Annotated in this window: 18 protein-coding genes; 14 read left to right on the top strand and 4 right to left on the bottom strand. The window is 69.0% G+C overall.

The annotated features are described in order from the left end of the window. The 4 genes from AC5W54_RS14175 to AC5W54_RS14160 form a co-directional block, all read left to right on the top strand. Positions 1 to 1,014, top strand: a 1,014-nt coding sequence (locus AC5W54_RS14175) for an IS4 family transposase (protein ID WP_495962731.1), incomplete at its 5' end; no start/stop codon positions are given. A 325-nt stretch (positions 1,015 to 1,339) separates the two neighbouring features. Beyond that, the gene (locus tag AC5W54_RS14170; RefSeq protein ID WP_495962730.1) at positions 1,340 to 1,957 is read left to right on the top strand and encodes a TetR/AcrR family transcriptional regulator; all 618 of its coding nucleotides are present in this window, start codon (positions 1,340 to 1,342) and stop codon (positions 1,955 to 1,957) included. Continuing rightward, entirely contained in the window at positions 1,954 to 3,321 is a 1,368-nt protein-coding gene (locus AC5W54_RS14165; protein WP_495962729.1) for an efflux RND transporter periplasmic adaptor subunit, read from the top strand. The genes AC5W54_RS14170 and AC5W54_RS14165 overlap by 4 nt, the downstream gene beginning before the upstream one ends. Next, positions 3,318 to 6,452, top strand: coding sequence for an efflux RND transporter permease subunit (locus AC5W54_RS14160; protein WP_495962728.1), 3,135 nt, complete (start codon positions 3,318 to 3,320; stop codon positions 6,450 to 6,452). Before AC5W54_RS14165 ends, AC5W54_RS14160 begins: the two co-directional genes overlap by 4 nt. Here AC5W54_RS14160 and hmpA read toward each other — a convergent pair. Both hmpA and AC5W54_RS14150 read right to left on the bottom strand, forming a co-directional pair. Then, positions 6,410 to 7,579 (bottom strand): NO-inducible flavohemoprotein, encoded by a 1,170-nt coding sequence (gene hmpA / locus AC5W54_RS14155; RefSeq protein ID WP_495962727.1) that lies wholly within the window; start codon positions 7,577 to 7,579, stop codon positions 6,410 to 6,412. The two genes, AC5W54_RS14160 and hmpA, sit on opposite strands and share 43 nt — an antisense overlap. Before the next feature lie 107 nt (positions 7,580 to 7,686). Continuing rightward, positions 7,687 to 8,253, bottom strand: coding sequence for a YIP1 family protein (locus AC5W54_RS14150; protein WP_495962726.1), 567 nt, complete (start codon positions 8,251 to 8,253; stop codon positions 7,687 to 7,689). A 210-nt stretch (positions 8,254 to 8,463) separates the two neighbouring features. Between AC5W54_RS14150 and AC5W54_RS14145 the strand changes: the two genes are divergently transcribed. Continuing rightward, positions 8,464 to 8,856: a ribonucleotide reductase subunit alpha gene (locus AC5W54_RS14145; RefSeq protein WP_495962725.1), complete on the top strand. Its 393-nt coding sequence runs from the start codon at positions 8,464 to 8,466 to the stop codon at positions 8,854 to 8,856. Positions 8,857 to 8,889: 33 nt separating this feature from the next. Here AC5W54_RS14145 and AC5W54_RS14140 read toward each other — a convergent pair whose 3' ends face one another. Together AC5W54_RS14140 and AC5W54_RS14135 are read right to left on the bottom strand one after the other, a co-directional pair. Beyond that, positions 8,890 to 10,107, bottom strand: coding sequence for a cytochrome D1 domain-containing protein (locus tag AC5W54_RS14140; protein ID WP_495962724.1), 1,218 nt, complete (start codon positions 10,105 to 10,107; stop codon positions 8,890 to 8,892). Between the two features lie 23 nt (positions 10,108 to 10,130). Beyond that, the gene (locus AC5W54_RS14135; protein ID WP_495962723.1) at positions 10,131 to 10,484 is read right to left on the bottom strand and encodes a c-type cytochrome; all 354 of its coding nucleotides are present in this window, start codon (positions 10,482 to 10,484) and stop codon (positions 10,131 to 10,133) included. Positions 10,485 to 10,828: 344 nt separating this feature from the next. On the opposite strand from AC5W54_RS14135, the gene AC5W54_RS14130 reads away from it, so the two are divergent. The 9 genes from AC5W54_RS14130 to AC5W54_RS14090 all read left to right on the top strand — a co-directional run bounded on the left by AC5W54_RS14130 (position 10,829) and on the right by AC5W54_RS14090 (position 19,695). Further along, a complete protein-coding gene (locus AC5W54_RS14130) occupies positions 10,829 to 12,556 on the top strand; it encodes a cytochrome D1 domain-containing protein (protein WP_495962722.1) in 1,728 nt (575 codons plus the stop codon). Positions 12,557 to 12,619: 63 nt separating this feature from the next. Beyond that, the gene (locus AC5W54_RS14125) at positions 12,620 to 13,135 is read left to right on the top strand and encodes an Lrp/AsnC family transcriptional regulator (RefSeq protein ID WP_495962721.1); all 516 of its coding nucleotides are present in this window, start codon (positions 12,620 to 12,622) and stop codon (positions 13,133 to 13,135) included. After that, entirely contained in the window at positions 13,132 to 13,665 is a 534-nt protein-coding gene (ahbB, locus tag AC5W54_RS14120; protein WP_495962720.1) for a siroheme decarboxylase subunit beta, read from the top strand. The genes AC5W54_RS14125 and ahbB (AC5W54_RS14120) overlap by 4 nt, the downstream gene beginning before the upstream one ends. Beyond that, positions 13,662 to 14,120, top strand: a complete 459-nt coding sequence (locus tag AC5W54_RS14115; protein ID WP_495962719.1) for an Lrp/AsnC family transcriptional regulator — start codon at positions 13,662 to 13,664, stop codon at positions 14,118 to 14,120. The genes ahbB (AC5W54_RS14120) and AC5W54_RS14115 overlap by 4 nt, the downstream gene beginning before the upstream one ends. After that, on the top strand, positions 14,095 to 14,679 hold the full coding sequence (gene ahbB, locus AC5W54_RS14110) for a siroheme decarboxylase subunit beta (RefSeq protein ID WP_495962718.1): 585 nt from the start codon (positions 14,095 to 14,097) through the stop codon (positions 14,677 to 14,679). The genes AC5W54_RS14115 and ahbB (AC5W54_RS14110) overlap by 26 nt, the downstream gene beginning before the upstream one ends. Before the next feature lie 51 nt (positions 14,680 to 14,730). Then, on the top strand, positions 14,731 to 15,948 hold the full coding sequence (gene nirJ, locus AC5W54_RS14105) for a heme d1 biosynthesis radical SAM protein NirJ (protein ID WP_495962717.1): 1,218 nt from the start codon (positions 14,731 to 14,733) through the stop codon (positions 15,946 to 15,948). A 20-nt stretch (positions 15,949 to 15,968) separates the two neighbouring features. Further along, entirely contained in the window at positions 15,969 to 16,805 is an 837-nt protein-coding gene (gene cobA / locus AC5W54_RS14100; RefSeq protein WP_495962716.1) for a uroporphyrinogen-III C-methyltransferase, read from the top strand. Between the two features lie 14 nt (positions 16,806 to 16,819). Then, positions 16,820 to 18,379, top strand: a complete 1,560-nt coding sequence (locus tag AC5W54_RS14095; protein WP_495962715.1) for a cytochrome D1 domain-containing protein — start codon at positions 16,820 to 16,822, stop codon at positions 18,377 to 18,379. Between the two features lie 104 nt (positions 18,380 to 18,483). Then, positions 18,484 to 19,695 (top strand): NnrS family protein, encoded by a 1,212-nt coding sequence (locus AC5W54_RS14090; RefSeq protein ID WP_495962714.1) that lies wholly within the window; start codon positions 18,484 to 18,486, stop codon positions 19,693 to 19,695. Positions 19,696 to 19,770: the final 75 nt, after the last annotated feature.

Below are 19,770 nucleotides of genomic sequence, written 5' to 3'. Positions count from 1 at the left end.
GCGGAGGAAGTGCCCTCTGCCTGGACCTGGCAGGGCCGGCCGATCAAGCTGATCGACGGTACCACGGTGTCGATGCCGGACACGCCCGAGAACCAGCAGCGCTTTCCTCAGCAAACCAGCCAGAAACCCGGTCTCGGGTTCCCGACCGCCCGGCTGGTGGCCATCCTGGACTTGAGCAGCGGGGCGATCCTCAATGCGGCGATGGGGCCCGTGAAAGGTAAAGGCACGGGAGAGCATGCCTTGCTGCGGGAGATGCTCGACACCTTTGAGTCGGGCGACATCGTCATCGCCGACCGCTACTACCCCTCCTATGCGCTCATCGCGGCGCTGAAAGCCCGCGGTGTCGATGTGGTCATGCGCCAACATGTCGGCCGCCAGACCAACTTTCAGACAGGGAAGAGGCTGGGTAACAAGGACCACATTGCCACCTGGCAGAAACCGAAGAAGCGGCACGAGTGGAGGAGCCAGGCAGCCTTTGACGCCTTGCCCGACACCTTGCCGGTCCGGGAGCTGGCCGCCGGGAACATGGTCATCGTCACGACACTGTGCTCCTCCAAGCAGGCGCCACGCCAACAGATCCAGGCGCTCTACAAGGAGCGCTGGCAGATCGAGCTGAGCTTCCGGGATATCAAGACGACACTGGGCATGGAGGTGCTGCGCTGCAAGACGCCCGCCATGGTGGAGAAGGAAGTCTGGATGTATCTGTTGGCGTACAACCTGATCCGCCGAGTGATGGCGCATTCCAGTGAGTGGGCGGACCGGCTACCCCAGCACGTCAGTTTCAAGCATACGTTGCAGATTTTCCGACAGATAGCGACACGTTCGCCGCTAACGGACGAGGAGCGCCAGAGCGTCATGGGGCACATCACCGCGATTCGCGTGGGCCTGCGGCCGGATCGGCTGGAGCCAAGGGCCATCAAACGGCGCCCCCGGCCCCACCGGTTATTGAAAACGCATCGCCACCAAGCGCGTGAGGAAATCCAACGCTACGGACATCCGAAAAAGCTTAAGTAAGTGCCATTCGGGTCTGCCCCAAGGGGCTCAACCCCATGCGTGCCATCGGCCGGATCAAGGCGATGCTGCTGGCGCGCGGCAGCTGACCGCCATGTTGCGATACCCACCGCAGGAGGTGCGAGATGGCCTTTCGTCAGGTGAACGATCTGCTCGATCCATGATCGGCTGTTCGTCCAGGACACGTGCCTGGTCAACCAGTAGCGGGATGAGCGGATGAGGTGGGTGCTGGTGTTGCTGATCGTCCGCGTCAGGTCTTGACCACTGGCGGGGGAGGGCGCCGTGGCATAAGATAGTAATCAATTACTATCTTTCAGCGAGGGCGACCATGCCAGTCAAGCGCCACCTCACCGCCGAGCAGCGTCGGGCGCGCACCGTGGAGACGGTCATCGAGCTGTGCGGCCAGGAGGAGCCGGCGACGATCACCACCGGGGCGATCGCCAGGCAGATGGGCGTCACCCAGGGGGCGCTGTTCCGCCACTTTCCCAGCAAGGACGCCATCTGGGAGGCCGTGGTGGACTGGGTCGGCCAGCGGGTGATGCAGCGCGTGGACGACGCGGCGGCCCGGGCCGATGCCCCCCTCGCGGCGCTCGAGGCCATGTTCATGGCCCACGTCGCCTTCATCGCCGAGCACCCCGGGGTGCCGCGCCTGCTGCTGGGCCAGCTGCAGCATGCCCGGCCGACGCCTGCCCGGCGCATGGTGCGCTCGCTGCTGTTTCGCTACCGCGAGCGGATCACCGGCCTGCTCGAGCAGGCCCGGACGGCGGGCGAGCTGCGCGAGGGGCTGGATCTCGAGGCGGCGGCGATGCAGTTCATCGGTACCATCCAGGGGCTGGTGATTCAGTCGCTGATGGCCGGCGAGGTGGCGCGCATCCTCGACCAGGCGCCGGGGGTCTTCGCGATCTACCGCCACGGCATCGCCGCCGAGGGGGAGGGGCGTCCATGATCCCCCTGCTCAGGCAACTGGGGCGGCTGGCCATGGTGCTGGTCGGCCTGGTGGCCGGTGTTGCGCTCTTGGTGCTGTTCGTGGCGAATCGCCAGACACCACTGCATGGCGAGACGGCAGCACCGCCGCCGAGCGTCACGGTGGTCGAGGCGCAACCACTGGATCTTCGCCTGGAGGCTCGCGGCCACGGCGTGGCCCGTCCCACCGAGACCTGGCAGGCGGTGGCCAATGTGGCGGGCCGGGTGGTGGAGCGTCATCCGGACCTGGAGGGCGGTGCCCTGCTGCGCGCGGGCACCCTGCTGCTGGCGCTGGACCCCTCCCGCTACGCGCTGGCCATTGCCGAGGCCGAGGCCGAACTGGCCAGCCTGGTCGCCGAGCGGGCCCTGCTCGATACCGAGGAGCAGAACACCGGTCGCCTGCTGGCGCTCGAACGGGAGCGCCTCGCCCTGGCCGAACAGGAGCTGGCGCGCATCGAGCGGCTGGCGGCCGGCGATGCCGTGTCGCGCTCCCGGCTCGACGAGCAGCGCCGCAGCACGCTGAGTCAGCGCCAGGCGGTGGCGTCGCTGGAAAACACCCTGGCGCTGCTGCCCGCCCGTCGCCAGGTCCTCGAGGCCCGGATCGAGCAGGCCGGCACGCGGCTGGCCCAGGCCCGCCGCGACCTCGAGGACACCCGCTTCACGGCGCCCTACGACCTGCGCCTGGGCGAGGTGGAGGTGGAAATGCACCAGTTCGTGGGGGTCGGTCAGCGGCTGTTCCAGGCCGATAGCCTGGCGGCCGCCGAGGTCGAGGCCCATGTGCCCTTCGCCATGATGCGGCGGCTGCTGGGAGGCGTGACCCCGGCGGAGCTGCCCGAGGACGTCCTCGATCGCGCCGAGCGGCTGGACCTCTCCGGGATCCGTGCCGAGGTGGCACTGGTCGGGGCCGCGGACGTGGGCTGGGCGGGGCGTGTGGTCCGGGTGGCCAGCGGCCTCGACCCGGCCACCCGCACCGTCCGGGTGGTGGTCCGGGTCGACCACCCCTATCGCGAGGCGCGGCCGCCGGACCGACCACCGCTGCTGCGCGACATGTACACCCGGGTGACGCTGTCCGCCGCCGATACGGTGCCCCGGCTGGTGGTGCCGGCCGCGGCGGTGCACCAGGGGGAGCTCTACCTGGCCGACGAGGACGATCGCCTGGCGCGCCGCCCGGTCGAGGTCGCCTTCGAACAGCACGACCTGGCGGTGATCGCCGCCGGGCTCGCCCCCGGGGAGCGGGTGATCGTCGACGACCTGCAGCCGGCAATCAACGGCATGGCGCTGGCCCCCCGGCGCGACGAGGACCTGGAGCGGCGACTGCGGGCGCTGGCAGCGGGAGAGCGGCCATGATCCGCTGGTTCGCCGGGCACCCGACCGCGGCCAACCTGCTGCTGCTCCTGCTGATCGCGGCGGGGTTGTTCGCCGCCCCCGGCCTCAAGCGCGAGACCTTTCCCGACTACCGTCCCGTCGAGGCGAGCATCGAGGTGATCTATCGGGGGGCCAGCGCCGCCGACGTCGAGGACGCCGTCTGCCGGCGCCTGTTCGACGCGGTCAAGGGGATCGACTTCCTCGACGAATTCGCCTGCGTGGCCCAGGACAACCTGGCCAGTGCCACGGCGACCATGGAGGCTGGCGGCGACGCGATCCGCTTCCTCAATGACCTGGATACCGAGGTCAACGCCCTGACCGACCTGCCGACCCGCGCCGAACGCCCCGTGGTGCGCGAACTGCACCGCAGCGACCTGGTGGCGGCGGTGGCGGTGAGTGGTGACATGCCCTTGAGCCAGCTGGAGGACTATGCCCTGGTCCTCGAGGAGCGCCTGATGACCCTGCCCGGGGTGGCGGCCGTGACCATCCGGGGCATGTCGCAGCGCCAGTGGCAGGTCGAGGCGCCCCGCGACGTGCTCGGCCAGCATGGGCTCTCGGCCCGCGAGCTGGCGGTCCGTGTGGCACGCCAGAGCCTCGATATGCCGCTGGGGACCCTGGAAACCCGCGACCGCGACATCCTGCTGCGCTTCACCGACCAGCGCCGCTCGCTGCGCGAGCTGGAGCGTCTGGTGGTGGTCTCCGACGCGGCGGGCGGCGAGCTGACCCTGGGCGAGATCGCCACGCTCCGGGAGGTCGGCGAGCGACCCGAGGAGCAGATCCGCTTCGACGGCGAGCCCGCCCTGGTGCTCGAGGTCAGCAAGACACTGCGCGACGACGCCCTGGACGTGAAGGACGCCCTCGAGGCCCTGCTCGAGGCGGAGCGCCGGCGGCTGGACGGTCGGGTCGCGCTGACCGTGACCCAGGACATGACCGGCATCGTGCGCGACCGGCTGCAGATGCTGGTGGGCAACGGCCTGCTGGGGCTGGCGCTGGTGGTGCTGGTGATGAGCCTGTTCTTCCGGCCGCGGCTGGCGCTGTGGGCGGTGCTGGGGCTGCCGGCCGCCTTCATGGGGGCCTTCCTGGTGATGGCCCTGACCGGTCTGTCGCTCAACATGATCACCCTGGTGGCGCTGCTGATGGCCATCGGCATCGTCATGGACGATGCCATCATGATCACCGACAACATCGCGGCCCATGCCCGGGAGAGCGCCTCGCCGCTCGAGGCGGTGGTGGCGGGTACCCGCCAGGTGCTGCCCGGGGTGCTGTCGTCGTTTCTCACCACGGTGGCGGTGTTCGCCCCGCTCTCTTTCCTCGCCGGCGAGCTGGGGGCGGTGCTCGAGGTGCTGCCGGTGGTGCTGATCGCCGCCCTGGCGGCCAGCCTGGTCGAGGCCTTCTGGATCCTGCCCCACCATCTCAAGGGCAGCGTGGTGAAGCTGCACGAGGGGCACGACTCGCGCTTCCGCGCTGCCTTCGAGCGGCGCTTCGAGGCCTTCCGCGAGGGCGTGGGAAGGCTGGCCGACGGGGCGATTCGCTTTCGCCATGCGGTGCTGGGGGCGGTGCTGGCGATCCTGCTGGCCTCCGCCGGCTTCATGGCCGGCGGCCATATCGGCAGTGAGGCGATGCCCGATATCGACGGCGATGTGCTGGAGGCACGGATCCTGATGCCCCAGGGCACCCCCCTGGCGCGCACCGAGGCGGTGACCGAGCGGGTCGAGGCCGCGATGCGGCGTCTCGACGCGCGGCTCACTCCCGACCAGCCCGGCGGCGCGCCGCTGGTCGAGGCGATCCAGGTACGCTTCAACCACAACGCCAGCGCCCGGGAGTCGGGCGCCCATGTGGCCACGGTGATGGTCGACCTGCTCACCGCCGAGCGCCGGCGGGTCACCCTCGACGAGCTGACCGCGGCGTGGCGCGAGGAGATCGGCGAGATCACCGGCCTCCACAGCCTGATCATCCAGGAGCCGGGCTTCGGCCCTGCCGGCGTGCCGGTGGAGGTGCGCCTGCAGGGCGAGGACCTGGCCGCGCTCAAGGCCGCGGCGCGGGAACTGGGCGAGCATCTCGAGGGCTACGCCGCGGTCTACAATGTCATCGATGACCTGCGTCCCGGCAAGCCGCAGCGGACCTACGCCCTGGCCGAGGGGGCGCACGGCCTGGGGCTGACCGCCGAGGAGGTCGCGACCCAGCTGCGCGCGGCGCTGCTCGGCGAGATCGCCGACACCCAGCGCATCGGCGACCGGGACGTCGAGATCCTGGTGCGCCAGGCCGGGGGCGACCGCGACAGCCTCGACGACCTGAGCGACCAGACCATCACCCTGCCCGATGGTGGCCGCGTGCCCCTGGAGGTGGTAGCGACCCTGGGCGAGCGACATGACTGGGGCCGCATCACCCGTATCGACGGGCGGCGCACGGTGACCGTGGAGGCCAACGTGGACGCCCGCCGGGCCAGCGGCCAGGCCATCGTCGACGATCTGCGGGGCGGCTGGCTGGCGAACTTCCGCGATCGCCACCCCGCCGTCGAGGTGCGCTTCGAGGGACAGGTGGCCAGTTCGGCCGAGACCGGCGGTTCCATCGGGCGCGGCCTGCTGATCGGGCTGGTCGGTATCTTCGTGATCCTCTCCTTCCAGTTCCGCAGCTACGTCGAACCGCTGATCGTGATGGTCGCGATCCCGCTGGCCTTCATCGGTGCGATCTGGGGCCATGTGCTCATGGGCTACTATCTGTCGATGCCCTCGCTGGTCGGTGCCGTGTCGCTGGCCGGCATCGTGGTCAACAACGCCATCCTGCTGATCCACTTCATCAAGGGCCACCGCGAGGCGGGGCTCTCGGCGGTGGCCGCCGCCGGCCGGGCCAGCCGCGACCGGCTGCGTGCCATTCTGATCTCGTCGACCACCACCATCGCCGGCCTGCTGCCGCTGCTGGCCGAGACCAGCACCCAGGCGGCAGCCATCAAGCCGCTGGTGATCTCGGTGGTGTTCGGCCTGCTCAGTTCCACGGTGCTGGTGCTGCTGGTGATCCCGGCGCTCTACGTGCTGTTCGTCGACTGGGGGTGGACGGCAGCGCCGGGGGGCGATCAGGCCGCGTCGAGGGGGCGCGACGGTCCGAAGTGCTCGTAGTGGCGGCGCTCGGCGGGCACGCCGAGCTCGGCCAGGGCGCCATCCAGGGCCGTCATGAAGCCCTGGGGGCCCACGTAGTAGCAGCGGGCGCCTGTGGGCAGCAGGCGCGCCAGCAGCTCGCGGTCGACCCGCCCGATATGGTCGGCGTCGTTGCCGCGCTCGTGCACGCTCACTGCCTGGAGCCGCTCCGGATGCTCGGCGGCCAGCGCCGCCACTTCGTCGCGGAAGGCGTGGTGCTCGGCGTCCAGGGCGGCATGCAGGTAGACCACCCGGCGCCCCTGGGCCAGGGCCTGGCGGGCGATCGGCAGCATCGGCGTCTGGCCGACACCGCCGCTGGCCAGCAGCAGCGGCTCCTTGCCCTCGGCCAGGGTCAGGTCGCCGGCCGGCGGCAGCAGTTCCAGGGTATCGCCGACACCCATGGCGTCATGCAGGTGCCGACTGACCCGGCCCTCCGGCTCGCGCTTGACCGAGATCCGGTAGGTCCGGCCATTGGGCAGGTCCGACAGACTGTAGTGGCGATGCACGAGCTCGCCGTCGACGGCCAGCTTCACGCCGATGTACTGGCCGGGCCGGTGATCGGCCACCGGGCCGCCGTCCACGGGCTCCAGCACGAAGGAGCGGATCACCGCGCTCTCCTGGCGCACGGCGGCGATGCGGAACTCGCGGGGGCCGCGCCAGCCGCCGGAGCGTCGTTCGAACGCCCGATAGTGGTGCTCCTCCAGCTCGATCAGCAGGCCGGCCAGCTCCTCGTAGACGCCCTGCCAGGCGGCGGCGACCTCGGGGGTCACGGCATCGCCCAGCACCTCGCCGATGGCCGCCATCAGGCATTCGCCAACGATGGGGTACTGCTCGGGGCGGATGTCCAGGGAGACGTGCTTGCTGACCACGGTGGCCAGGGTCTCGCGCACCTTTTCGCGGTCGTGGCGCAGCCGCACATAGGCGAGCACCGCCGCGGCGAGTACCCGGGGCTGGCCGCCATCGGCCTGGTGCGCCTCGTTGAACAGCGGTTTGACCTCGGGGTAGCGGGCGAACATCAGCGGGTAGAAGCGCTGGGTGATGGCCTCGAGGTGCTCGGCCACGACCGGGGCGGTGGCTTCGATCAGGCGTTCCTGTTCATGGGTCAGCATGGGGGTGTGGCTCCATCGTCTGCGGGGGTGATTTTTAAGATGCAGGAAAAATACATCTTAAAGACCCGGAGCGCCACCCATGACGAAAGGGAAAATCGTCGCGGGGATCAATACGCCCAGACGATGGCCATCAGCACCCCCCAGGCCAGCACCCCGGCGGCCATGATCGTGTAGGTGACCGACATGGTGGTTACGTCGTTGTCGCGCCGCTCGCAGAGCGCCTGCAGGCCGTGGTAGATCAGGCTGCAGGAGATCCCCAGCGCCACCAGCACCGCCAGGGCATTGAGCAGCAGGCTGGGAACCAGCAGCACGAGCGCGGAGGACCACAACGGCAGCGGGGCGAGGGCGGCCAGCAGGTAGGCGTCGTGGTAGCCGATCGACAGCTCGCGGGTCGTGTTGACCACCGCATGGATCAGCCAGCCCATCACGAAGAAGGTCAGCAGCTCGGCAAGGAAGAGGATGGTGGTGATGAAGCGCCACTCCCGGTCGGCGAAGCCCGCCACGAAGTCGTCGCCGTAGTGGGTACCCGCGTAGTAGAGCATGACCGGCGGCAGCAACGACATGGGCAGCACGATGGCCCAGGCCAGCAGGGGGATCGATGGCTGGCGCTGCCGGAGCTCTTCCCAGCCCGCGGTGCGGGTGAAGGGCAGGCGGATGATGGTGACGAGGTTCATGGCGTGACCCTCTCTAGGGGGGGACTGGGGATCCTGCGAGCGCAGACATATCACGCTGTGATGTTTCATGTCTCATCACTAGCCCCCGGGCCGCCGCCTGTCAAGGCGGCCGCCAGGGCGGTGCGACGACTGGGACCGTGCCCTTCCCGCCGGGGCAATCGCCCGTTACGCTGCGGTTGTGACCAACGCCATCATGCCGAAGGAGGCCCCGTGGCCATTTCCCACTTTGCCGACCTGCTCGACGAGGCGCGCCGCCAGCCCGAGCCGCAGCGCCTGCTGTTCGTCTGTACCCGTGCCGAACTGCCCGACCACCCCAGCGAGGCGCAGCGCCGCCGCTTCGAGCAGGGCGAGGGCGGGGTGCTGACCCCGGTACTCTGCGTCGACAAGGCCACCGACGAGCTCAGCGACATGGCGGCGCTGGTGGCGGAGTCCCAGGCGACCGGCGTCGACTGGGACATCGTCTTCGTGGCGGCCCTGGCCGACCAGGGAGGCTCGGAGCTCGCCGAGCGGCACCTGCAGCGCATGGTGGAGTCGCTGAAGATGGGCAGTATCGACCAGTTCCTGGCCTTCGACCGGACGGGCGAGGTGGTCGGCTTCCAGTGACCCGGACACCCGCCGGGGCCATCACCATGCCCCTCACAGGCCGATGCGGTGGGCCCGGTGGGTGAAGAAGATGCCGCTGGGCGATTCGGCCGGCAGGGTCGCCAGCTCCTCGAAGGTGCGGGTGTCGTAGACCTTGACGTGACCGCTGTCGCGGGCCGAGATCCAGATGTGCTCGCCGCGGGGGGTGAATTCCTTGTGCAGGATCGAAGCGCCCGGTGACAGGGTCTCGATCACCTCGTGGCGGCGGGTGTCGATGACCTGAACCACGTCATTGTGTGGGTGAGCGAAGGTGACCCATACCTGTCGCTCGTCGGGTCGACTCATCACGAAGATCGGCTGGCCCTGGACCGCGATGCGGTCGCTCAGCGTCCAGTCGCGGGTATCGGCGACCAGCACCTCGTGGCGGCCTACGGCGGGGAAGAAGGCCCTGTCGCCGGCCATGGCCCAACCCTCCAGGTGGGGCATCTTGTAGACCGGCAGGCGCTCCTCGCCTCGGCCGTAGTCGGGCAGGATGCGCCGCACGCCCTGCTCCGGGTGCCAGAGATCCAGCAGGGCCATGCCATCCTCGCCGAACAGTCCGGCGATGTAGTAGCGGCCGTTGGGGGTGATCAGGGCGTCGTAGGGCAGGCTACCGACGTCATGGTGCTTCTCCACTCGCGGTTCGTCGCCCGACATGTCCAGCACCCAGATCTCGCCGGCCTCGAACAGGCTGAACACGAACAGGTTGCCCGGCGCGTCCACCACGCCCACCACCTTGGCCCGGTCGGTGGTGCCGTCGGGCTTCTCGAAGGTGGCCGGCACGTCGATGACCAGTTCCAGGGTCTCGGTGTCGAAGACCTTCACGCCCCCCGGCTCGTAGTTGCCCACCGCCACGAAGCGGCCATCCTGGGAGATGGCGCCGCCGATGCTGTTGCCCGACTGGATGATGCGCCCGTCGATCTCGCCGGTGAGCAGGTCGAGCCGGGTCAGGCCGCCGTCGCGGCCGAACACGAAGGCGTGGCGGGCGTCGCGGGTGAACTTCACCGAGGCGTGGGAGAGGTCGCCGAAGCCCTCGACGTGGCCCAGCACCGCCTTGCGGGTGGTATCGACCAAGGCCACGCTGCCGGTGGCGCGCTCGATCACCACGCCGAGGTCCCCGGTGCCCCGCAACTCGATCCCCCTCGGGGCCGGTTCGGCCAGGCTCTCGCCGGCGACCAGCAGGGCCAGGGCAACGCCGGCGAGCAGTGTCTTGAACGGAGGCGAAGGGGGCATGGCGGGTCTCCTGTGCCGAGAGATCAGTCTTTTTCCAGTGTGTCCAGCCGGTTGTCGGTCTGCAGGTGGTCAGCCAGCCAGCGGGCGTCCGCCTCGCTGAGCAGCGTCTTCCAGCCGGGCATGGCGCTGCCGGGGATGCCGTGCAGGATGATATGGGCGAGCGCCTCCGCACCGAGTGCCTGCATGCGATCGCGGGGCAGTGCCGGCCCCAGGCCGCCGCGCAGCGTCATGCCGTGGCAGGAGCCGCAGTCCTGATAGAGCAGGATCTCCAGTTCCGCCTCCCGGGCCGGGGCGATGGCAGTATGTTCCGCCGCGGTGGCCGGGCCGGCGAGCGGCCAGCAGGCGCAGAGCAGGGCGAGACGATGGAGGCGACGCATGGGGGGCCCTCGGGTCGGCAGCGACCGGTGTCGTCGGGACTCAGTGTCGGGGCCGTAGCGCCAGCCTGCCTTGACCGGCGTCAATGGAGCGGCCTTGTGTCGAGAGAATCAAGCATTCCGGCGTCTGGCAACTTCTCTTTGGAGGTAGGTCGAGCTTGCGTTGACGTACGTCAATAGGGAGGGCGAAAGCTGGGTGGGAGACGCAAAAGATGCATGAAAAATGGTCTTCCCTGGCCCAACCTTTCTCCGGGAGTGCAGCGCCCGATCCCCGGTCACCCCCGCCCGCAACAACAATGTCACCGCCTGGCGATGCTGCTTTCGTGGATCACGACAGAGGTGGAACGATGATGAAGACTGGCTGGTATCTCAAGCCCCTGGCTGTGGCGGTCACCACCGTCGCCCTGGGCATCACCACGGCTCACGCCCAGGATCACAAGGACCTCGACGAGTCCCAGACCGCCTACCAGGGCGCGGCCTCCTCCGTGGATCCCGGCTCGGCCAGGGTGGTGCGTACTCCCGGCGCTCCGGACCTCTCCGACGAGGAGTTCGAGAAGGCCAAGGAGATCTACTTCCAGCGCTGCGCCGGTTGCCATGGCGTGCTGCGCAAGGGGGCAACCGGCAAGCCGCTGACCACCGATATCACCCAGGAGCGCGGCCTGGAGTATCTCAAGGTATTCATCAACTACGGCTCGCCAGCCGGCATGCCCAACTGGGGCACCTCGGGCGACCTCACCGAGGGTGAGGTCGAGCTGATGGCCAAGTACATCATGCACGAGCCACCGCAGCCGCCGGAATTCGGCATGCCCGAGATGATGGACACCTGGGAGGTGCGGGTTGCTCCCGAGGACCGCCCCACCGAGCAGATGAACGACCTGGACATCGAGAACCTGTTCTCGGTCACCCTGCGTGATGCCGGCCAGATCGCCCTGATCGACGGTGAGTCCAAGAAGATCGTCAAGATCCTCGACACCGGCTATGCGGTGCACATCTCGCGCATGTCCGCCTCCGGCCGCTACCTGTTCGTCATCGGCCGTGATGCCAAGGTCGACATGATCGACCTGTGGATGGAAGAGCCCGAGATCGTCGCCACCATCAAGATCGGCATGGAGGCGCGCTCTGTCGAGACCTCCAAGTTCGAGGGCTATGAGGACGACCTGGCTATCGCCGGCGCCTACTGGCCGCCCCAGTATGTGATCATGGACGGCGAGACGCTGGAGCCGAAGAAGATCGTCGGCACCCGCGGCATGACCGTGGATACCCAGGAGTACCACCCGGAGCCCCGCGTGGCGGCCATCGTCGCCTCCCACCAGCACCCGGAGTTCATCGTCAACATCAAGGAGACCGGTAAGGTCCGCCTGGTGAACTACGAGAATCTGGACGCCATCTCCACCGTGGAGATCGACACCTCCCGCTTTCTGCACGATGGCGGCTGGGACGCTTCGGGCCGCTATTTCCTCACCGCGGCCAACGAGTCGAACCAGATCGTGGTCATCGACGCCCAGGAGCGTGAGCTCGAGGCCATCATCGACGTGGGCAAGATCCCGCATCCGGGCCGCGGCGCCAACTTCGTCGACCCAGAGTTCGGGCCGGTGTGGGCCACCAGCCACCTGGGCGACGCCAGCATCCGGCTGATCGGCACCGACCCGGAAGGTCACGCCGACAGCGCCTGGCAGGTAGTGCGAACCCTGGAGGGTCAGGGCGGCGGCTCGCTGTTCATCAAGACCCATCCGGAGTCCGACAACCTCTATGTCGACACCGCCCTCAACCCCAACGAGGCGATCAGCCAGAGCGTGGCGGTCTTCGATGTCAACGACCTGGAGGCCGGCTACGAGGTGCTGCCGATCGCCGAGTGGGCCGACGTGGGCGAGGGACCCAAGCGCGTCGTGCAGCCGGAGTACAACAAGGCCGGCGACGAGGTGTGGTTCTCGGTGTGGAACACCATGGACGAGACCTCTGCGCTGGTGATCGTGGATGACAAGACCCGCACGCTGAAGCACGTGATCAAGGACGAGCGCCTGGTCACCCCGACCGGAAAGTTCAACGTGATCAATACCCAGCACGATATCTACTGATCGAGAAACAGGCGGCGGGCCCCGGCCCGACCGCCCTTTCCGCGGGAGGAGTGAGCTGTGCCGATGCCTTGCCAAGCCCCATTCTGCCAAGTTCACGAGCTCGATACCCTGGATCGCCGCCTGATCGACAGCTACCAGCGCGGCCTGCCGGTCTGTACCCGTCCCTTCCATACCGTGGCCGAGCGCCTGGGCACCACCGAGGCCGAGGTGATCGCGCGCCTGGGGCGGCTGCAGTCGCTGGGCGTGCTCAGCCGCGTGGGGCCGGTCTTCGACCATGCCCGGGCCGGCGCCAGCCTGCTCGCCGCCGTGGCCGTGCCCGAGGTCGAGCGCGATGCCTACGCAGCGCTCATCAATGCCGCCCCCGGCGTCAATCACAACTATGCGCGTGAAGATCTGGCCCGGGAGCATGACTACAACCTGTGGTTCGTGATGACCGCGCCGGACGAGCCCGAGCTCGAGGCGCGGCTCGGGGCCCTGGAGGCGCGCCTGGGTGTGCCGATCCTGCGCCTGCCGATGCTGGAGGGCTTCCATATCGACCTGTCGTTCCCCATTCCCTGGGCCGAACTGGAGCGCACATGAGCACCGCGACCCCGCTGTCCCTCGATGCCGTCCACCCGCCAGGCGAGTCGCACGCCCACCGCCGCCTGCGTGCCCTGCTCGAGCAGGGGCTGCCGCTCACCCCCAGGCCCTGGCAGGCCCTGGCCGAGCAGGCCGGCCTCGCCGAGGAGGAGGTGATGGCCTGCGTGCGCCGCTGGCAGGCCGAGGGGCTGATCAAGCGCCTGGGACTGGTGGTGCGCCATCGCCGCCTGGGGATCCAGGCCAATGCCATGGTGGTATGGGACGTGCCGGACGAGCGGGTCGCCCTGGTGGGCCGCCGGCTCGCCCGGGAGACCGCGGTGACGCTCTGCTACCGTCGCCCGCGGCGCCTGCCCGCCTGGCCCTATAACCTCTTCTGCATGATCCATGGCGTCCGCCGTGAGCGGGTGCTGGCGGAGCTCGCGGCCATCGTCGAGCGCCTGGGCCTGGGCGAGCTCGAGCACCGGGTGCTGTTCAGCGCCCACGCCTATCGCCAGTGCGGCGGCCGCTATGTGCGGGAGGGGACGGCATGACCCTCGACGACCTGGACGGCGTCGATCGTCGCCTGATCGATCGCCTGCAGGACGGCCTGCCGCTGGTGGCGCGCCCCTATGCGGTGGTGGCCGTTGAACTGGGTATCGCCGAGGGCGACCTGCTCTACCGCCTGGAGCGCCTGCGCGAGGGCGGGGTGTTGAGTCGCTTCGGCCCCATGTACCACGCCGAGCGGCTGGGCGGTGGCCTGACGCTGGCGGCGCTGGCCGTGCCCGAGGCCGACTACGGGCGGGTCACCGAGGCGGTCAACGCCTTCCCCGAGGTGGCCCACAACTACCGCCGCGAGCACGAACTCAACATGTGGTTCGTGTTGGCCACCGAGACCCCCGAGCGCATCACCGAGACGATCGCCGACATCGAGGCCGCGACGGGCCTGCCCGTCTACAACATGCCCAAGGAGGAGGAGTTCCATGTCCGTCTCCATCTGCCCGTCTAAGGCCCGTCAGGACGAGGCAGTCGGCAGCGAGGCGGCAGGTGGCCTGGACGAGCGCGACCGCGCCATCGTGCTCGCCACCCAGGCCGGTCTGCCGTTGGTCCCCGATCCCTGGGGTGCGGTGGGTCGCGAGGTGGACATGAGCGGCGAGGAGGTGCTCGAGCGCATGCGGGCGATGCAGGCGCGGGGGGTGATCCGCCGGGTCGCGGCAGTGCCCAATCACTATCGGCTCGGCTACGTGGCCAACGGCATGACGGTATGGGACGTGGACGATGTCCATGTCGACCGCCTGGGCCGCGAGGTGGCCGCCATCGAGGGCGTCAGCCACTGTTATCGCCGCCCGCGGCACCTGCCCCACTGGCCCTACAACCTGTTCGCCATGCTGCATGGCCGCAGCTTCGATGAGGTCGAGCGTCAGGCGGCGGTGCTGCGCGAACGCCTGGGCGAGGCGTGTCGCGACCACCGCATCCTCTACAGCTCGCGCATCCTCAAGAAAAGCGGGCTGCGCCTGACCGGTAGCCGGCCGAGAGAGGCCTCCCCGGACATCGAACGGCGGGGCTGAATCACGTCCGCTGGTGCGGCTCGGCTCAGCAAACCTCAGCAGGAGAACGCCATGTTCCGCGTCACCCGCTACATCAAGTCGCTGCTCGAGCCGGGTCCCTCGGGTCTGGCAACCAGAGGCCGCGCCGGCAAGCCGTCCGGCCCGGTGGTGATCTGGAACCTGATCCGTCGCTGCAACCTGACCTGCAAGCACTGCTACACCACCTCGGCGGATATCGACTTTGCCGGTGAGCTCTCCACCGCCGAGGCCTGGGCGGTGCTCGACGACCTGCACGCCTTCCGGGTGCCGGCGCTGATCCTCTCCGGCGGTGAGCCGCTGATGCGCCCCGATATCTTCGAGCTCTCGCATCGCGCCCGGGAGCTGGGCATCTACACAGGCCTCTCCACCAACGGCACCCTGATCACCGAGGCGAACATCGATCGGATCGCCGCGGTCGGCTACGACTACGTGGGCATCAGCATCGACGGCCTCGAGGCCACCCACGACGTCATCCGCCAGCGCCAGGGCGCCTTCCGCGAGTCGATGCATGCGGTGAAGCTGTGCAAGGCGCGCGGCATCAAGGTGGGCCTGCGCTTCACCCTGACCCGCGAGAACGTCGAGCAGCTCGGCGACATCCTGGCGCTGCTCGACGCGCACGACGTCGACAAGTTCTACCTCTCGCACCTCAACTACGGCGGCCGCGGTCGGCGCCACAGCAAGCAGGACGCCTGGTATCGCATGACCCGCGACGCCATGACCCGCCTGTTCGACCACTGCCGCGAGGAGCTTTCGCGGGGCCTGGAGCGGGAGTACGTCACCGGCAACAACGACGCCGACGGCCCCTTCCTGCTGATGTGGGCACGCGAGCACTTCCCCGAGCGGGCCGAGGCCCTGGAGCGGCGGCTGATCAACTGGGGGGGGAATGCCTCCGGCGAGCACATCGCCAACATCGACAACCTGGGCAACGTCCACCCCGACACCTTCTGGTGGGACCACGACCTGGGCAACGTCCGCGAGCGGCCCTTCTCCGCGATCTGGCGCGATACCCGCGATCCGCTGATGGTCGGCTTCCGTCAGCGCCCGCGGCCGCTCAAGGGGCGCTGTGCCGAATGTGGTTTCCTGCCGATCTGCAACGGCAATACCCGGGTGCGTGCCTGGAAGGTGACCGGCGACCCCTGGGAGGAGGATCCCGGCTGCTACCTGACCAATCGGGAGATCGGCGTCGCCGACGAGGGCGAGCGCCGTATCTGTGCCCCCTATGAGGCCATCCAGGCCGTCGAAATCCAGTAAGGCTGACGAGGAATTCCGCCATGCCGTCACGTCGCGTTTCCTATGATCTCGCCGAGGCGCCCCTGGCCCCCGGCGAGGTGGCCATCGTCGGCGCCGGGCCCGGCGACCCCGGCCTGCTGACCCTGCGGGCCCTGTCGCTGCTCGAGCAGGCCGACTGCCTGGTCTTCGACCGCCTGGTCTCCCGGGAGGTGCTGGCCCTGGCCAGCCCCGGGGCCCGGCGTTTCTACGTGGGCAAGGCTTCGCGCTGCCATGCCCTGACCCAGGACGAGACCAATGCGCTGCTGGTGCGTCTGGCCGGGGAGGACAGGCGGGTCGTGCGGCTCAAGGGCGGCGACCCCTACATCTTCGGTCGCGGCGGCGAGGAGGCCGAGGTGCTGATCGATCATGGCATCCATTTCCGTGTGGTACCGGGGATCACCTCCGCCCAGGGCTGTGCCGCCTACGCCGGCTTCCCGCTGACCCACCGCGACCATGCCCAGAGCGTCACCTTCGTCACCGGGCACTGCAAGGGCGACGGCGACCTGGCCCTGGACTGGTCCTCCCTGGCGGTACCCCATCACACGGCGGTCTTCTACATGGGGCTGGCCAACGCCGAGCTGATCAGCCGGCAGCTGCAGGACCACGGCCTGCCCGCGCACCATCCGGTGGCCCTGGTCGAGCGGGGCACCACTCCCGAGCAGCGCCGGGTGATCACCTGCCTGGGCGAACTGGCCGAGACCATCGCGCGCGAGGGGCTGAAGCCCCCCACCCTGATCGTGGTGGGCGAGGTAGTGCGCCTGGCCGACACCCTGGCCCAGCCGGCCCCGCAGGAGGCGAGCTTCGCCGAGGGCGCCGTCCTGGAGCGCGTCGCCCTGTGAACGCGAGTGCCATCATGATCCCGCGACTCCTGCCCTTGCTGCTGGCCGCCGGCGCGGTCCTGCTGCCGCTCTCGTCGATGGCCGACGACGATACCGAGACGCTCTACCAGACCCACTGCGCCGCGTGTCACGGCGAGCAGCGCCTGGGCGGCACCGGCCCGGCGCTGCTGCCCGGCAGCCTCTCGCGGCTCGAGCCGGAGGCCGCCGAGGCGGTGATTCGCGACGGGCGACCGGCCAGCCAGATGCCGGCCTTCGGCGAGCAGCTCGACGACAGCCAGATCCGTTCCCTGGCCGAGTGGATCTACCGCGACCCCGAGGTCGACCCCACCTGGGGGCGTGACGAGATCCTCGCCAGTCACAAGGTCACTCATCCGGACGGGTCGCTGCCGGATGAGCCGCGCTTCGATGCCGACCCGCTCAATCTCTTCATCGTGGTGGAGACCGGCGATCACCATGCCAGCCTGCTCGACGGCGACACCTTCGAACGGATCCACCGCTTCGAGACCCGCTACGCCCTGCACGGCGGGCCCAAGTACACCCCCGACGGGCGCCATGTCGTCTTCGGCTCCCGGGACGGCTGGATCACCAAGTACGACATCTACAACCTGGCGGTGGTGGCCGAGGTGCGCGCGGGTATCAACATGCGCAACATCGCCGTCTCCGGCGACGGTCGTTACGTGATGGCCGCCAACACCCTGCCCCACAGCCTGGTGCTGTTCGATGCCCACAACCTCGACCTGATGAAGGTCTACCCGGTGGTGGGCGAGGACGGCGAGAGCTCGCGGGTCAGCGCCGTCTATGCCGCGCCGCCGCGGGGCAGCTTCATCGCCGCCCTCAAGGACCTCGAGGAGGTGTGGGAGATTCCCTGGCCGCTGCCCGCCGAGCCGGTGGTCGCTACCGGCCATATGGTCACCCCGCTCACGCCGCGCCGCGGGCATGACACCGCCAACTTCCAGGTGCGGCGGATCCCGGTGCCGGACTACCTGGACGACTTCTTCTTCGACCTCGAGTATGAACACGTGATCGGTGCCTCGCGGGGTGGTCAGGGCGGCATGGTGATCAACCTGGACAGCACCGAGAAGGTGGCCGACCTGCCCCTGGAGGGGATGCCCCACCTCGGCTCGGGCATCACCTGGGAGCACGAGGGGCGCCGCGTCATGGCGACGCCCCATCTGACCCGGGCTGCGGTGTCGATCATCGACATGACGGACTGGACGGTGATCAAGACCCTCGAGACCGACGGTCCCGGCTTCTTCATGCGCAGCCATGCCAACTCGCCCTATGCCTGGGTGGACGTCTTCTTCGGCCCCAACCGCGACCGGGTCCACGTCATCGACAAGGCCCGCCTGGAGATCGTCGAGACGTTGATCCCCGAGCCGGGCAAGACCGCCGCCCACGTGGAGTTCGACCGCGACGGCAAGAAGCTGCTGCTGAGCCTGTGGGAGGACGACGGCGCGGTGATCGTCTATGACGGCGATACCCTGGAAGAGGAGAAGCGCATTCCCATGAGCAAGCCCTCCGGCAAGTACAACGTCTGGAACAAGACGCGCTACGAGGAAGGGACGAGTCACTGACGCCGGGGGCGCCGATAAGAAGCATTCTTGATGCCAGTCATGGTTTCCGTGATGCGGCTGACGCACAATGGCCATATCCAAGCGTTTCGGTCGGGTATCGCCTCATGCGGACATCCACATCATCACTGCGTCCATCGTCGCTGTCGCGTCTGCCGGTGGCGCGCCTGGCCTTCCGCCCCTTCTTCCTGCTGGCGGCGCTGTTCGGCGTGTTGGCCATGGGGGTGTGGTTTGCCTTCTGGCACGGTGACATCCTGCTGCGGCCTCACGGCGGGCTGATGTTCTGGCATCAGCACGAGATGCTGTTCGGCTTCGCGGTCGCCGTGGTGGCGGGGTTCCTGCTCACCGCGGTCCAGAACTGGACCGGCCTGCCGAGCCTCAGAGGGGGCGCGCTGCTGGCGCTGGTGGCGCTGTGGGGGGTGGCCCGGGTGATGATGGCCTTCCCCATGGGGCTGCCGGCCTGGTGGCTGGCGCTGGTCGACCTGGCGTTCCTGCCGGTGGTGGCGGGCGTGATGGCCCGGCTGGTGATCGCCGCGAAGCGCTGGCGCAACCTGATCTTCCTGCCCGCCCTGGCGCTCCTGACCCTCGCCAACCTGGCCATGCACCTGGGGGTGATGACCGGCGACGCCGAGCTGATCCGCCAGGGCGCCTATCTGGCGGTGTTGCTGATTGCCCTGCTGATGGTGGTCGTGGGCGGCCGGGTGATCGCCATGTTCACCGCCAACCGCCTGGGGCGTGCTAAGCCGGCGCCGATCCCCGCCCTCGAGATCCTGTCCCTGGGCAGTACCCTGGTAGTGGTGGTGGCCCAGCTGCTGGTGATGCTCGGCGTGCCGCTGCCCGGGTCCCTGCTGGCGGCCCTGATGGGCCTGGCGGCCCTGGCCAACGCCGTGCGCCTGTCACGCTGGGGGGGCCTTTACAGCTGGCGCGAGCCGCTGCTCTGGGGGCTGCATGCCAGCTACGCCTTCATCCCCGTGGGCCTGGCCATGTGGGGGGTGGCGCTGCTGGGCAGCTTGCGCGTCGAACTGGCGGTGCACGCCCTGACCATCGGCGGCATGGGCACCATGATGCTGGCGATGATGTCGCGGGTCTCGCTGGGCCACACCGGGCGCGAGATCCGCACCCTGCCGGGCATCGGCGTCGGCCTCGCCCTGATGCTGGCCGGCGCCCTGCTGCGCTCGCCGGTGCTGGCGCTGTTTCCCCAGATCACCCACTGGACCTACAACCTCAGCATCCTGTTCTGGTGCCTCGCCTTCCTGATCTTCCTGTTCCACTACACTGTCCCCCTGTGCATGCCTCGTCCGGATGGCAAGGACGGCTAGCCGGCGCTTCGCGCCAGCTGCGGGCTACGAGCCACGAGCTACAACTCTGCCCGCAGCCCGCAGCCCGCAGCCCGC

Source organism: Halomonas sp. LMYGS-3, assembly GCF_059509875.1.
The sequence above is the reverse complement of the archived record's forward strand: the minus strand, read 5'-3'. Positions and strand labels throughout refer to the sequence as shown.